Raw genomic sequence first — 14,163 nt, forward strand, 5'->3', positions numbered from 1 at the left:
CGGGCGGTTCGGCTTGTTGAAAGAGGGTTGGAATGGCTTACCGGGAAGAGTTCGAGCAGGGCGCAAAGGGTGCTCCCCAGCCGGTCATGGATCGGCAGCCGGCCCAGACTCCGGAAGCGGAGCAGGACGCGAAACCTACGGTGCAGGGAGCCCAGGCCCCCCAGGAAGCTGCGCCCACGAAGGCCAAGTCGCGCAGGAAGCCCGTTATCATGGCCATTGCCGGCGCGGCTTTGCTGTTCGGCGGCTATGAGGGCTACAACTGGTGGACGGATGGCCGCTTCATGGTCTCGACCGAGGACGCCTATGTCCAGGCCGACATCACGATTCTCTCGGCCAAGGTGTCCGGCTACGTCTCTTCTGTCGCGGTCTCCAACAATCAGAGCGTCAAGGCTGGCGACCTGATCGCCAAGATCGACGACGGCGATTATCGCTTTGCCCTGCAATCGGCCAAGGACAAGCTCGCCACTCAGCAGAGCGCCATCGAGCGCATCGGCCGTCAGATCGAGGCGGGCCGCGCCTCCGTAGCCCAGGCTGATGCGCAGGTCGCGTCGGCTCAGGCCGGGCTGGAGCGCGCCGAAGGTGATTTCAACCGCCAGCAGCAGCTTGCTCGTTCGGACTACACGAGCCGCGCGGCGCTCGAGAATGCCAAGGCTGCGCGTGATCAGGCCGATGCCGGTGTGAAGAGCGCACAGGCTGCGCTTGTCGCGGCCAAGGCCAATGTCGATGTGCTCGACGCTCAGCAGAACGAAGCGCGCCGCGTCGCAGCCGAATTGCAGACATCGGTCCAGAAGGCGGAGCGTGATCTCTCGTTCACGGAAATCCGCGCTCCTGCCGATGGCGTGATCGGCAACAAGGCGGTCGAGGTCGGCACCCTCGTCCAGCCCGGCGCGCGTCTGGCCGCGCTCGTGCCGCTCACGAGCGTGCATGTGGATGCCAACTTCAAGGAGACGCAGCTCGCCTCCCTGAAAGTAGGTCAGAAGGTGAAGATCGAGGTCGATGCCTTTCCGGATGCGGACATCGTCGGCACGGTGGAAAGCGTCTCGCCGGCTTCCGGCGCGGTGTTCAGCCTACTGCCGCCCGAGAACGCCACTGGCAACTTCACCAAGATCGTGCAGCGCGTGCCCGTGCGCGTCGCCGTGAATCCGGAAGTCGCTCAGCAGGGCCTGTTGCGCCCCGGCCTGTCGGTCGTCGTCGATGTCGACACGCGCACCGTTGACGAGCCGCAAAAGACGGCGAGTGCTACCCGCTAAGGAAAGAGAACTGGCATCATGGCCGCTTCCGCCGCCATATCGAGCAAAGCCGCCATGCCGGCCGCGAAACCTGCGCAGGTGAGCCCGCGCAGGACATTCGCGTTCTTCTGCATGGTCTTCGGCATGTTCATGGCGATCCTGGACATCCAGATCGTCTCGGCTTCTCTCGCCGAGATTCAGGCGGGACTCTCGGCTTCGTCCGATGAAATCTCGTGGGTGCAGACGAGCTATCTGATCGCGGAAGTGATCATGATCCCGCTCTCGGGCACGCTCTCGCGCGTGCTCTCGACGCGCTGGATGTTCGTGATCTCCGCGGGCGGCTTCACCTTCATGAGCTTCCTGTGCGCGACGGCGACGAACATCGACCAGATGATCATCTACCGCGCGCTGCAGGGCTTCATCGGCGGCGGCATGATCCCCACCGTGTTCGCTTCCGCCTTCACTGTCTTCCCGCCGGAGAAGCGGCCCGTGATCTCGCCGATCATCGGTCTCGTGGCGACGCTCGCGCCCACCATCGGCCCGACGCTCGGCGGCTATCTCACCGATCTCTTCTCCTGGCACTGGCTGTTCCTGGTCAACATCGTGCCCGGCATCTTCGTGACGGTCTCGACCTATCTCCTGGTCGATTTCGACGAGCCGAATTTCGAGCTGTTCAAGTCCTTCGATTGGGCGGGCCTCGGCTTCATGGCGGCCTTCCTCGGCAGTCTCGAATACGTGCTGGAAGAGGGGCCTCTGAACGAGTGGTTCCAGGACGAGTTGGTGCTGATCCTCACGATCGTCTGCGTCGTCGGCGCGGTCGGTTTCTTCTACCGCGCGTTCACGGCCAAGCAGCCGATCGTGGATTTGCGGGCGTTTGCCGACCGCAACTTCCTCGCGGGCTCGTCCTTCAGCTTCGTCATGGGCATCGGCCTCTACGGCCTGACCTATCTCTACCCGGTCTATCTCGGCCGCGTGCGCGGATATTCATCGCTGCAGATCGGCGAGACCATGTTTGTCTCAGGCGCGACCATGTTCTTCATGGCGCCGATTGCCGGCATCCTTTCGCGCAAGATGGACCCACGCGTGATGATGGGCATCGGCTTTGCGGCCTTCGCCTTCGGCACTTGGATGATGAGCGGGCTTACCAAGGATTGGGACTTCTGGGAGCTCTTCATCCCGCAGATCTTCCGTGGCGTCGGCCTCATGATCTGCATGGTGCCGATCAACAACATCGCGCTCGGCACGTTGCCGCCGGAGCGCATCAAGAACGCGTCAGGCCTCTATAACCTCACCCGCAACTTGGGCGGTGCGGTGGGCTTGGCGCTCATCAACACGGTTCTCAACAACCGCCTGGATCTTCATCTCCAGCGGCTGCACGAGACCGTGAACTGGGGCCGCTCCACGGCGGTCGAGACACTGAACGCCATGACCATGAAGTTCCAGGCTCTCGGCACCGATGCAAATGCGGCAGCGATCAAGACCCTGTCCAACATGGTTCGCCGCGAGGCGATGGTCATGTCCTTCGCCGATGTGTTCCTGCTGCTGACCGTGTTGTTCCTGGGCCTGATCCTGGCCTTGCCCTTCATCAAGAAACCACGTCCGGCACCCGCCGGGGCCGGCGGCGGTCACTAAAGTTTACCTCCCGAGACTAACCTCCAAAAACTTCAGCCCGGCTTTCGAGCCGGGCTTTTTTCATGCCTCTCGGGAGATGCGGTGTTCATCCACGTCCATCTCAACCCTGGTTCTGTCCTCGCGCACAGTGCGCCTGGGCCATAGCGACCGGATATCCTCCGGCAGTGCATGGCGGATCTTCTCCAGCTGCCCCTCGGGGAGGTGGCGCGTCATGGCGGTGAAGACGGCCCGCGCGGCGTTCTCGGGGTCGATCGATCGGCTGGAAGGCATATCCTCGGCGATGCGCTCGAGAAACTCGTCGAGCGAGCGGTAATGCTCCGGCGTCGCCGTGGGATGCCAGCGGTCGAAATAGAGACCGCGCACAAGAAGCGGCAGCTCGGCGCTCAGATGCGCGGAGATCTGCAGCGGGATCCGGTCCCGCAGGGTCCTCAGAACCGAGCCCAGGGCATGCCAGGCGACATGCCGGTCGCAGCCGAGCATCTCCATCAATTCCTTGAGCCAAGTATTGGTAATGTGGAGGGTTTTATCGAAGACTTCGAGACCGGTTGCGCTCATGGCGAGCCTCCTTGGTCATGCTGTCTGCCGCAGGCTTTCCGCGGCGGGCGCGGCCTTGCGCGCTCTTCCATAGGGTGGGGCCGGAATGGGGCTTATGCATGTCGGCGAAGCCGTACGAAAGGGGTGGGGATCGAGGCCCTTAAATCTGTTGTTCTCTTGCCCCGAACGTCCTAGCTTGCGCGGCAGGTTTTCTCCCTTCAGGTGAAGTTCAAACATCTTGCCTCCTCCACTCCGCCAATCCGCTTCCGCTTCTGTCGGCGCCGTGCGCCGCACCTTCGCCCCCTGGACCGATCCCGATGCCAAGCCGCTGATCCGCTTCGAGAACGTGACGAAGCGCTTCGGTGACGCCATGGCGGTGGACCATCTGAGCCTCGACATCTTCCAGGGCGAGTTCTTCTGCCTGCTCGGCCCTTCCGGCTGCGGCAAGACGACCCTGATGCGCATGCTCGCGGGCTTCGAGATGCCCACCGAGGGGCGGATCACCCTGGCGGGGCAGGATTTGTCGGGCGTTCCGCCTTATCGGCGGCCCGTGAACATGATGTTCCAGTCCTATGCGCTCTTTCCCCATATGAGCGTGGAAAAGAACATCGCCTTCGGCTTGAAGCAGGACGGCATGCCCAAGGCCGAGATCGCCGACCGGGTCGGCGAGATGCTGCGCCTCGTACAGCTCGAAAAGCTCGCCAAGCGTTATCCCAGCCAGCTTTCCGGTGGCCAGCGCCAGCGCGTGGCGCTCGCCCGCGCGCTTGCCAAGAAGCCGAAGGTGCTGCTGCTCGACGAGCCCCTCGGCGCTCTCGACAAGAAACTGCGCGAGGAAACCCAGTTCGAGCTCATGGACATCCAGCACGAGCTCGGCATGACCTTCGTGGTCGTCACCCATGACCAGGAAGAGGCGATGACCATGGCCGATCGCATCGCGGTCATGGACCATGGCCGCATCGTGCAGGTCGCGGATCCCGGTGAAATCTACGAACAGCCCAAGACCCGCTTCATCGCTGAATTCGTCGGCGACGTGAACATTCTCGAAGGCCATGTGATGGGCCAGGAGAGCGGCCTCTGGCGCGTGAAGACCGCTTCCGCCGAGGTGCCGCTCACCATCGACGATCCTGACGAGGTGCTGCATTCCGGCCAGGCCGTTGCCATCGCGGTGCGCCCGGAGAAGATGACGATCCAGCGCGAGAAGCCGGGCCCCGAGGCCGTGAACGTCCTCACCGGCGAGGTGTGGGACATCGGCTATCTCGGCGATTGGACCGTCTATCGCGTCAGGCTCGCGACAGGCGAGATCCTGAGGGTGACGCGCGCCAACGTGTCCCGCTTCGTGGAAAGTCCCATCGACTGGGACGAGCAGGTCTACATCACCTTCGCGCCGGGTGCGGCGGTGATCCTGGCGGAATAGCCATGAAAGAGCATTCCCTCACCAAGCGGCTGAGTTCGGCTCTGGTCCCCGCCGTGCCTTATCTCTGGCTCGGCGTGTTCTTCCTCGTGCCGTTCCTGATCGTGCTCAAGATCAGCCTGTCGGATACCGCAGTCGCGCAGCCGCCCTACAGGCCGGTCTTCGAGTGGAGCGACATCGCCGCTTTCTTCAGCGGTCTCGATCTCGAGAATTTCGCGCTTCTCGCGGAAGACGATCTTTATCTGCGCGCCACGCTCTCCTCCGTGCGCATCGCCGCGATCTCGACCGTTCTTCTACTGCTCGTGGGCTTTCCCATTGCCTACGGCATGGCGCGCGCACCGGAGCGGCACCGCTCGCTTCTGGTGGCACTCGTCATCCTGCCGTTCTGGACGAGCTTCCTCATCCGCATCTATGCCTGGATCGCGATCCTGAAGCCCGAGGGGCTGCTAACGCAGGCGCTCATGGGGCTTGGGCTCACTTCCGACCCTATCGAAATCCTGAATACCGAATGGGCGGTCTATATCGGCATCGTCTATGCCTATCTGCCCTTCATGGTGCTGCCGCTCTACGCGACTCTGGAGAAGATGGACGACACGCTGCTGGAAGCGGCCCTCGATCTCGGCTCCACGCCTTGGCGTTCGTTCTGGACGATCACGGTGCCGCTCGCCATGCCCGGTATCATCGCGGGCTCGCTTCTCTGCTTCATCCCAGCAGTGGGTGAATTCGTGATCCCGGATCTGCTCGGCGGTTCCGAGACGCTCATGATCGGCCGTCAGCTGTGGAGCGAGTTCTTCTCGAACCGCGATTGGCCGCTGGCGTCGGCCGTCGCGATCCTGCTTCTGATCATCCTCGTCATTCCCATCGTGATCTATCGCGATGTGGAGGCGCGGCGCGTGGAGACACGGCCATGAACCGACGCTTAAGTCTCTTCAACGTCACGTCGCTGGTTTTGGGCTTCGCGTTCCTCTACCTGCCGATCCTACTGTTGATGATCTATTCCTTCAACGCTTCGCGGCTCGTGACTGTATGGGGCGGTTTCTCGACGCAATGGTACGGGGCGCTCTTCCGCAACCAGGCGCTGATGGAAGCGGCATGGGTGACGCTGCGGATCGCGCTGCTCTCAGCCAGCATGGCGACGGTTCTCGGCACGCTCGCGGCGCTCGCGCTCACGCGCTACGGGCGCTTCACGGGGCGCACGCTTTTCACGGGCATGATCTATGCGCCCATGGTGATGCCGGAAGTCATCACCGGCCTGTCGCTGCTATTGTTCTTCGTCGCCATCGATCTGGATCGCGGCTTCTGGACGGTCACGCTGGCGCATACCACGCTCACCATGTGCTTCGTCACGGTGGTGGTGCAGTCGCGCCTCATGACCTTCGACCGCTCGCTGGAAGAGGCGGCAATGGATCTTGGCGCGCCGCCTTTGCGCACGTTCTTCGCGGTGACATTGCCGCTGATCGCGCCGTCCATCGTGGCGGGCTTCCTGCTCGCCTTCACCCTGTCTCTGGATGATCTCGTGATCGCGAGCTTCAATACGGGTCCAGGCGCGACGACGCTGCCGATCAAGATCTACAGCCAGGTCCGTCTCGGTCTCTCGCCGGAGATCAACGCAGCCTCCACGATCCTCATCGGTCTCGTGACGATTGGCGTGATCTCGGCAACCTTGATCAGCAAGCGCTCGGTGATGCGCTCACAGCGTAACGCTCACTGAGCGGTGGCCTGCGGAGTCTGAGCGTTCGGGGCAATGCGCTCGGCAGGAAGCAGGGGCTTCGCCGCGCCCGACCGCTCAATGAGGGAGCGGGCGTTCGGCATCACGCTCACATTGTCCCATCCGCCGTCGATGTCGAAGGCGAGGGAAGGCGCGGACTTGGAATCGGCCGAAGAGACCACGGCCTTTAGGTCGAGGGTGCGATCCACCATCAGCACCTGACCCTTCAGCTCGGCCGCAATGTCCTCCGAGGTGAGCTTGCCCTCGGTGACCTCGCCGATGCCGTTTTGAACGATGATCTGGGCTTGAGCTTCCTGGAAAGGCGTGCGCCCGCCTTTCCAGTTGAGGGAGGCGAGGAGAGGGTGCTTCTCGACACGCTTCAGGGCGTCGCCGAGAGCGATGCCGACGAGTTCGCCCTTGCGGATTGTGATCGCGCTGCGGCCCTGGGCCTGCTGGATCACCTCGACCGGATTCAAGCCCTTGCCATCGAAGGCGAAGCTGCCTTGAGCGCGACCCGTGATCCAGCGCGGCTCGCCCATGCTGCTCAGGAAGGGCGCGATGTCGACGCCCGAGAAGGTGCCTTGGCTCTTGAGTTCCGTCTTTCCATCGACGGTCATAAGCGAGAGGCGTCCTTTCAGGCTGCCGTCATGAAAGCCGGCGCGGCCGATGGAGGCCTCGATCTCGCCGGGCCGCACGAGAACGCTTGCCGCCATGTCCTCGACACGCAGCTTACCGAGATGAGCCGATGCGGCGGAGAGGCGCAGGTCGAGATCACCGCCCGTGACATGGGCAAGATCCAGCTTCTCCTCGCTCCAGGAGCCTGAGGGGGTACGCGCCTGGGCAAAGGGCGAGAAAAGATCGGTCAGGTTTAGCTCGTCGGCCGCGAGAGTGCCGGTGATCACCGGGCGCTCCGTATCGAGGCGCACCGCCATGGTGCCTTCGAGCTTGTCGTTGCCCAAGGTGACGGCCACGGAGGGCCAGGACAGGCGGCGGCGATCGATGGAGAAATCGCCCTGGACGGAGAAGGCCTGGATCAGGGAGCCGAAGGGTAGCTTCACGCCGCTCCAGCGGGTGAAGGTCTGGATGGAGGAGGCCTGGATGGCTCCTTCGCCCGTCAGCCCTGGATTGGACCCCAGCTGTGCCTCGCCCTTCAGGCTCAGTCGTGCCGTAGGGGCGGTAATCGCCAGCGCGACCGGACTGATGGTACCGGAGGCGAGTTTGTCGGGGTGGATCAAGGCTTCCTTCAGAATAACCTGCTCGTCCCGCCATATCGCATGGCCGTAAGCCGTGAGCGGCTCGTTCTCGCCGACCCAGCGGATCACGAGCTCCGCGATCTTCAGATCGGCATCTTCTAGGTCGGTCCAGCGGATCTTGGAATTGTTCAGGATTAGCCGGCGAGCATGGGTGGCGCTGGTCCTGTTCCGGAACACCTCGCCCCAGTTCACGTCCTTCAGCGCCTGGGCGGAGGCCGTGATCTTGCTATCGCTCAAGTCGAAATCGGAAAGCTCGACCTGCCCGAAAAGGAGAGGCAGCACGCGGATTTCTCCGCGCAGGGTGCCGCCTTCGGCGGTCAGCGCCTGTTTGGGAAAACGGACTGTCACATCCTCGAACTTGACCCGCGGGATCGGCAGCACGGCAAAAGTACTGCGGCCCTGGACTGTCAGGTCGAGCCCGTAGCGATCTCGCATGTGGCTGGTGAGGGCAGATGACAGGCCGTTCTCCCTGAATGTCCAGGGAGCGGCGGCCGCGGCGATAACGGCAAACGTAATGAGTGCAATCGAAACAGCGATGCGGCGAGACATGAGCTTGATTTATTAAACCTTGGGGCCCGCCTCGCAAGTGACGTTGGGTCATATGCCTGTGGGCGGCGGAGCCGAATAAACAATTGTTCTCATATATCCATAGGAAGGGATTGTCTAAATTGAGGCCAAGTAGCAGGGTGCGCCCCGATCTCGTTTCAAGGCCTTGAAGGGCGGGCTTGGCCCTAGGAGGAATCGTTGATGAATAAGGTTTACAGCGACGCGACATCCGCGCTGGCTGGTCTCGTGAAGGATGGGATGACGATCATGGCCGGCGGGTTCGGCCTGTGCGGCATCCCGGAGACCCTGATCGAGGCAATTCGTGATTCGGGGGCGAAAGAACTCACTTTCATTTCCAACAATGCAGGCGTGGATGGCGTCGGCCTGGGCCGGCTGCTGGAGACCCGTCAGATCAGGAAAATGATCTCGTCCTATGTGGGCGAGAACAAGCTCTTCGCCCAGCAATACCTGTCCGGCGAACTGGAGCTGGAGTTCAACCCGCAGGGCACCCTGGCCGAGCGCATCCGCGCCGGTGGCGCGGGCATCCCCGCGTTCTACACCAAGACCGGCGTCGGCACCCTGATTGCCGAAGGCAAGGAAGTGCGCGAGTTCAATGGCGAGAAATACGTCATGGAAACCGGCCTCTTCGCGGACATCTCCGTGGTCCACGCCTGGAAGGGCGACACGGAGGGCAACCTCGTCTACCGCAAGACCGCCCGCAACTTTAACCCGATGATGGCGACCGCGTCGCGTCTGACCATCGCCGAGGTGGAGCATCTGGTTCCCGCCGGCGAGATCGACCCGGATTGCATTCATACCCCCGGCATTTTCGTGAAGCGCATGGTGCATGTGGCGAACCCGGTGAAACGCATCGAGCAGCGCACCACCCGCAAGCGCGAGGAGACAGTCTGATGGCATGGACCCGTGAACAAATGGCAGCCCGCGCCGCCAAGGAACTGCGCGACGGCTATTACGTGAATCTCGGTATCGGCATTCCGACGCTCGTGTCGAACTACATCCCAGCCGGAATGCACGTGCAGCTGCAGTCGGAGAACGGCATGCTCGGCATGGGACCTTTCCCCTTCGAGGGCGAGGAGGATGCCGACCTCATCAATGCCGGCAAGCAGACGATTACCGAGCTGCCGACAACGAGCTATTTCTCCAGCTCCGACTCCTTCGGGATGATCCGCGGCGGCCACATCGATCTGTCGATCCTCGGCGCCATGCAGGTGGCCCAGAACGGCGACCTCGCCAACTGGATGATCCCCGGCAAGATGGTGAAGGGCATGGGCGGCGCCATGGACCTCGTGGCCGGCGTGAAGCGCGTGGTCGTGGTGATGGAACATGTCGCCAAGGGCAAGGACGGATCGGAAGATCCGAAGCTCTTGAAGAGCTGCACCCTGCCGCTCACCGGCACGGGCGTAGTCGACATCGTGATCACCGATCTCGGCGTCTTCTCCATCGACAAGAAGGGCGGCACCGGCATGACCCTGATCGAACTCGCCGACGGCGTCACGGTCGACGAGATCAAGGCGAAGACGGAAGCCGATTTCAAGGTCGATCTGAACGGCAAGCAGGCGGCCTAGCACAACGAAGCCTCACCCTGAGGAGGACCGCAGGTCCGTCTCGAAGGGCGAGGCGTCTCCAGGGCGCTCTGGAGCCTCCTTCGAGACGCCGCTTCGCGGCTCCTCAGGATGAGGTTGGAGGCAGAATAAAATTGGAAAGCGGCCCTCGTGGCCGCTTTTTTATTCGGAAGGTGAAGTGTCCGTCGCTTTCGGCCGTGCCTCGGCGCTGCGCACGAGCTGGATCACGGGAACAAGGCCGATAAGCACGATGACGAGGGCCGCGAGCGAGCCGTCCTCGAAGCGTCCGCGCGAGGCATAGGTGTAGACCTGCGTGGCGAGCGTTTCCGTGTTGAGAGGCCGCAGCAGCAGGGTTGCCGGCAATTCCTTGATGCAATCCACGAAGATGAGGAGAGCGGCGCTTGCGAGCGCCGGATGCATCAGGGGAATCTGGATACGCCAGACCATCTCCTTGCGCGACGAGCCGAGCGTGCGCGCGGCATCCTCGAGACTTGGCGAAACGCGGTCGAGGCCTGCGGATAGGGAGCCGGTCGCGATCGACAGGAAGCGCAGCACATAGGCGATGACGATTGCGGCTGCCGTGCCCATGAGAAGCAGGCCGAGGCGTTCGCCGGTGAAGTGGCGCCAGATTGTACCGATGAATCCATCGATCCCGACCAGCGGTGTCATCAAGCCGAGTGCGAGCACCGTGCCAGGGACGGCATAGCCGAGGCCCGCCACGAACAAGGTGCTTCGGGTGAGCGGTGACTTGGCGATGCGTGCTGCGGAAACGAGCAGAGTGGCAATGGCCAGAACCGCCAGAGTAGCCGCGACCGAGAGGCCGATCGTCGTCAGAAGGTGGTCGAGGAACTCTGCATCGAGCTGATCGACGAGACCACCGCGCAGAATCTCGCGCATCAGGAAGACGAGCGGCAGCACGAAGCCGAGAAGTACCGGAATGGCGCAGAGCACACTCGCCAGCCATGCGCGTCCGCCGGAGAGCGGTACAGGATGCACCACGCGCGAGCGCTTGGCCGAGGTGGCATAGCGTCGGTCCTTACGGCCATAACGCTCGATGAGGATCAGCGCGACGACGAAGGCGAGCATCACACAGGCGATCTGCGCTGCGCCGGGCAGGCTGCCGCGATTGAGCCATGTATTGTAGACGGCAACGGTCAGCGTGCGCACGCCAAGATATTCGCTCGCGCCGATATCGTTGAGCGCTTCGAGGAGCGCGAGCGACAGGCCGACGGCGAGGGCAGGGCGGGCGAGGGGAAGCGCGATGACGCGAAAGAGCTTGATGCGGCTGGCGCCCAGCACGCGCGCCACTTCCAGCATGCTCGCGCTCTGCGTCAGGAACATCGCGCGCGCTGCAATATACACATAGGGATAGAGCACGGCGGACATCACGATGATGCAGCCATAGAGCGAGCGCACCTCCGGAAACCAGTAATCGGAGCGTGACTTCCAGTCCATCAGATCGCGCAAGGCCATCTGCACGAGGCCTGCGGAATCGAACAGCTCCACGTAAATGTAAGCCGTGATGTAGGTGGGAACGGCGAGCGGCAGGGGCAGAAGCCACACGAGGATATTGCGGCCGGGGAAGCGATGCGCGGTGACGAGCCAGGCCGATGTGATGCCCATGGAGCCCGCGACGACGGCGATGCCGGCGAGAAGCGCAAGCGTATCGACTATGCTCGACGGCAGAACGTTGCGGATCAGATGCGGCCAGATTTCCGCATCGCCCTGGGCTGCGATTCCGATCAGCGCGGCGATGGGAAGAAGCACGAGCAGGCCGATCGCCGCCACGGTGGCCGAGAGCCACCAGGGAATGCGCTTCACCGCTCGCCAGGAAGCGGTGTCGAAAAATGAGCGGGCGTCTGCGGTTGCTTTCAATGTAAAATGGCGCCGCCGTTGCCGGCAGCGCCTCCTATTAAGAGAACAGTTTCAACAACTGCCTTCTGATTACTGGTCGAAGCCGACCTTGTCGACCAGCTCGCTGGCCTTCTTACGCAGCTTCGCGATCTCGGCGATGGCCACGTTATCCGCCTTCAGCTCGCCGAAGGAGGCGATGGTCGGATGGATCTTGATGCCGGCCTTGATCGGGTATTCCGAGTTCGCCTCAGCGTGGATGCGCTGCGAGTCGTCGGAGACCATGAACTCCATGAACTTCACGGCATTCGCCTTGTTGGGCGCGTGCTTGGCGAGCGCGAGGCCGGAGACGTTCACGTGCGTGCCGCCGCCCTGGAAGGTGGGCAGGATCACGTTGATCGCCTCGCCCCACTTCTTCTGCTCCTCGTCCTTGCCGTTCAGCATGAGCGAGACGTAGTAGGTGTTACCGACAGCGATGTCGCAGACGCCGGCTAGGATGTCCTTGGCCTGCTCACGGTCGCCGCCCGAGGGCTTCTTGGCGAGGTTGGCCTTCACGCCCTTCAGCCATTCCTCGGCCTTCGCTTCGCCCATGTGAGCGATGGCGGCGGCGATGAGGCTGACATTGTAGAGATGCTGGCCGGAGCGAATGCAGATCTTGCCCTTCCACTTGGGGTCGGCGAGCTCTTCATAGGTGATCTTGTCCTGCTTCACGCGTTCCTTGGAGGCGTAAACCACGCGACCGCGCAGGGCGATGCCGAACCAATGGCCTTCCGGGTCACGATAGGCGGTGGGGATCACCTTCTCGAGCGCCTCGGACTTCACGGCTTGAGTGACGCCGTAATCCTTGGCAGCGGCCAGACGGCCGATATCGACTGTGAGGATGATGTCCGCCGGGCTGTTCTCGCCTTCGGTGCGGATGCGCTCCTCGAGGCCGTTATTGATGAAGATCGTATTGACCTTGATGCCCGTCTCTTTGGTGAACTCGTCGAGAACCGGCTTGATGAGACCCGGCTCGCGGGTCGTGTAGATGTTCAGGGCCTGATCGGCTGCTTGGGCCGAGCCGGCAAGCGTGCCAAGGGCGGCTGCGCCGAGAAGCAGCGTGCGGGCGAATTTCGTCGTCAATGCCATGAGGATCCTCCACCGACAATATCGAGCAGGTCGAAAGCCTGCTCTTCCATGAAGCGGGAAGAACCATGGCGGCAGCGCGGGGTCAATAAAAAACTAAGTGAAAACAATAGCTTATAAGTTTTCTAAAGTGGCCCTTGATTGGACTTATTCTAAGCTGAAGCCATCGTGCGCAGGGGTGTGGCGTCATTCGAATTCGCCCTCATCTCCGCAAGCTCTGTCTCCAGCCTCTCCATGTTCTTGAACATGCGTTCGCTGGTCAGGCGCAGGAAGTAGAAGCCGAATTCCGGATTCTGGAAGTAGAGCTGGCGCACCTCGTCGTAGGAGATGTTCAGCACCTCGCCGTCCTCGATGCATTCGAGAGTTTGCGTGCGGCGGTTCTCAGGCGACATGAAGCCCATCTCGCCAACGACCTGTCCCTGCATGAGTTCGATGCCGAGTTCGTTGAGGCGGTAACGCCCGGAGAGTGTGTAGAACATGCAATTGGCGCTCTCGCCCTTCGCGAACAGAACCTCGCCCGCCTTCACCTTGCGGCGTGTCATGAAAGGCTTCAGCCATTCCATGGAAAGGTCGCTCCGCGAGGCCTGCTTCACTTGGCGTATGAGGCGGATCATCTGGTAGAGCCGCAAGCTGTTGAGAGGCAGCAGGATCAGGTTCACCGTGATGCTGGGATAGATCTGCATCATCACCGCATAGGTCAGCGACACCGCGTTCGTGGTGATGCCGATGCAGCGCAAGGGGATGATGGTGCGCATGGCGCTGCCAGTGATGGCGAGGGCTGCGGCGAGCCAGGCCAGCCCGTCGAGCCAGGTCATATGACTGAGCCAAGCCAGGGCGTTGGTCCACATCATGAAAGTGATTCCTCAAAAGCATATATTCCGTAACGTCATATATCACTAATCGCAATGGAGGCGATGGCTGTGCTGTCGCACACTGATCGGTCGGTTCGAGGCGCTGTTACGAATGAGAAAAGGCCCCGTTCAAAGGGCCTTTCTTCGGGCTTTGCGATGTGCTCATGCCGGTCCGGTCATGTCCTCGGGCGCGGCGGCACCAGCCTGTCGGGCACGCTCAAGGAGCGCCGCTGGGCCTGCGGCTGCGCGGTTGCTCGGGCGGGAGCGCGGTTCAATGTGCCGGTCACTGATGGTGGTGGCGGCAGGCCTTCTCGCGGTAGGACGCCTTCTGCGGAAGGCGAGGTCGAGCAACCGGCGAGGGCCAAGCCTACAAGTCCCAGAAGGGAAAGGATCATTGTTTGACGCATGATATCACCCTTGGATGTGACGCTTAAAGCTAG

At 62.3% G+C, this 14,163-nt stretch carries 13 protein-coding genes; 7 read left to right on the forward strand and 6 right to left on the reverse strand.

Going from position 1 to position 14,163, the window contains the following annotated elements; translation table 11 throughout:
• The first annotated feature begins 32 nt into the window (after positions 1-32).
• Together MJ639_RS01130 and MJ639_RS01135 are read left to right on the forward strand one after the other, a co-directional pair.
• Positions 33-1,250 (forward strand): HlyD family secretion protein, encoded by a 1,218-nt coding sequence (locus tag MJ639_RS01130; RefSeq protein ID WP_243367959.1) that lies wholly within the window; start codon positions 33-35, stop codon positions 1,248-1,250.
• 18 nt (positions 1,251-1,268) lie between these two features.
• A complete protein-coding gene (locus tag MJ639_RS01135) occupies positions 1,269-2,861 on the forward strand; it encodes a DHA2 family efflux MFS transporter permease subunit (protein WP_243367963.1) in 1,593 nt (530 codons plus the stop codon).
• A 60-nt stretch (positions 2,862-2,921) separates the two neighbouring features.
• On the opposite strand, the gene MJ639_RS01140 is transcribed toward MJ639_RS01135, so the two are convergent.
• Positions 2,922-3,416, reverse strand: coding sequence for a DUF2267 domain-containing protein (locus MJ639_RS01140; protein WP_243367965.1), 495 nt, complete (start codon positions 3,414-3,416; stop codon positions 2,922-2,924).
• Between the two features lie 217 nt (positions 3,417-3,633).
• Here MJ639_RS01140 and MJ639_RS01145 point away from each other — a divergent pair, with 217 nt between their 5' ends.
• Genes MJ639_RS01145 through MJ639_RS01155 form a run of 3 tightly spaced genes read left to right on the forward strand, consistent with a single transcriptional unit; the run spans position 3,634 to position 6,517 of the window.
• Entirely contained in the window at positions 3,634-4,809 is a 1,176-nt protein-coding gene (locus MJ639_RS01145) for an ABC transporter ATP-binding protein (protein WP_423790736.1), read from the forward strand.
• Between the two features lie 2 nt (positions 4,810-4,811).
• Positions 4,812-5,717, forward strand: coding sequence for an ABC transporter permease (locus MJ639_RS01150; protein WP_243367967.1), 906 nt, complete (start codon positions 4,812-4,814; stop codon positions 5,715-5,717).
• Positions 5,714-6,517, forward strand: a complete 804-nt coding sequence (locus MJ639_RS01155; protein WP_243367969.1) for an ABC transporter permease — start codon at positions 5,714-5,716, stop codon at positions 6,515-6,517. Before MJ639_RS01150 ends, MJ639_RS01155 begins: the two co-directional genes overlap by 4 nt.
• Here MJ639_RS01155 and MJ639_RS01160 read toward each other — a convergent pair.
• Positions 6,511-8,316, reverse strand: coding sequence for an AsmA family protein (locus tag MJ639_RS01160; protein ID WP_243367971.1), 1,806 nt, complete (start codon positions 8,314-8,316; stop codon positions 6,511-6,513). The genes MJ639_RS01155 and MJ639_RS01160 overlap by 7 nt on opposite strands.
• A 198-nt stretch (positions 8,317-8,514) precedes the next feature.
• Between MJ639_RS01160 and MJ639_RS01165 the strand changes: the two genes are divergently transcribed.
• Complete coding sequence (locus MJ639_RS01165) at positions 8,515-9,225, forward strand: CoA transferase subunit A (RefSeq protein ID WP_243367973.1); 711 nt, start codon at positions 8,515-8,517, stop codon at positions 9,223-9,225.
• On the forward strand, positions 9,225-9,899 hold the full coding sequence (locus MJ639_RS01170; RefSeq protein ID WP_243367975.1) for a 3-oxoacid CoA-transferase subunit B: 675 nt from the start codon (positions 9,225-9,227) through the stop codon (positions 9,897-9,899). The genes MJ639_RS01165 and MJ639_RS01170 overlap by 1 nt, the downstream gene beginning before the upstream one ends.
• Positions 9,900-10,058: 159 nt before the next feature.
• Here MJ639_RS01170 and MJ639_RS01175 read toward each other — a convergent pair whose 3' ends face one another.
• The 4 genes from MJ639_RS01175 to MJ639_RS01190 form a co-directional block, all read right to left on the reverse strand.
• The gene (locus MJ639_RS01175) at positions 10,059-11,717 is read right to left on the reverse strand and encodes an ABC transporter permease (protein ID WP_243367977.1); all 1,659 of its coding nucleotides are present in this window, start codon (positions 11,715-11,717) and stop codon (positions 10,059-10,061) included.
• 123 nt (positions 11,718-11,840) lie between these two features.
• Positions 11,841-12,875: a Fe(3+) ABC transporter substrate-binding protein gene (locus MJ639_RS01180; RefSeq protein ID WP_243367979.1), complete on the reverse strand. Its 1,035-nt coding sequence runs from the start codon at positions 12,873-12,875 to the stop codon at positions 11,841-11,843.
• Between the two features lie 149 nt (positions 12,876-13,024).
• On the reverse strand, positions 13,025-13,687 hold the full coding sequence (locus MJ639_RS01185; RefSeq protein WP_423790751.1) for a Crp/Fnr family transcriptional regulator: 663 nt from the start codon (positions 13,685-13,687) through the stop codon (positions 13,025-13,027).
• A 212-nt stretch (positions 13,688-13,899) separates the two neighbouring features.
• Entirely contained in the window at positions 13,900-14,130 is a 231-nt protein-coding gene (locus MJ639_RS01190) for a hypothetical protein (protein ID WP_243367981.1), read from the reverse strand.
• Between the last annotated feature and the right edge of the window lie 33 nt (positions 14,131-14,163).

The organism is Microvirga solisilvae (assembly GCF_022808595.1).
GTDB lineage: Bacteria > Pseudomonadota > Alphaproteobacteria > Rhizobiales > Beijerinckiaceae > Microvirga > Microvirga solisilvae.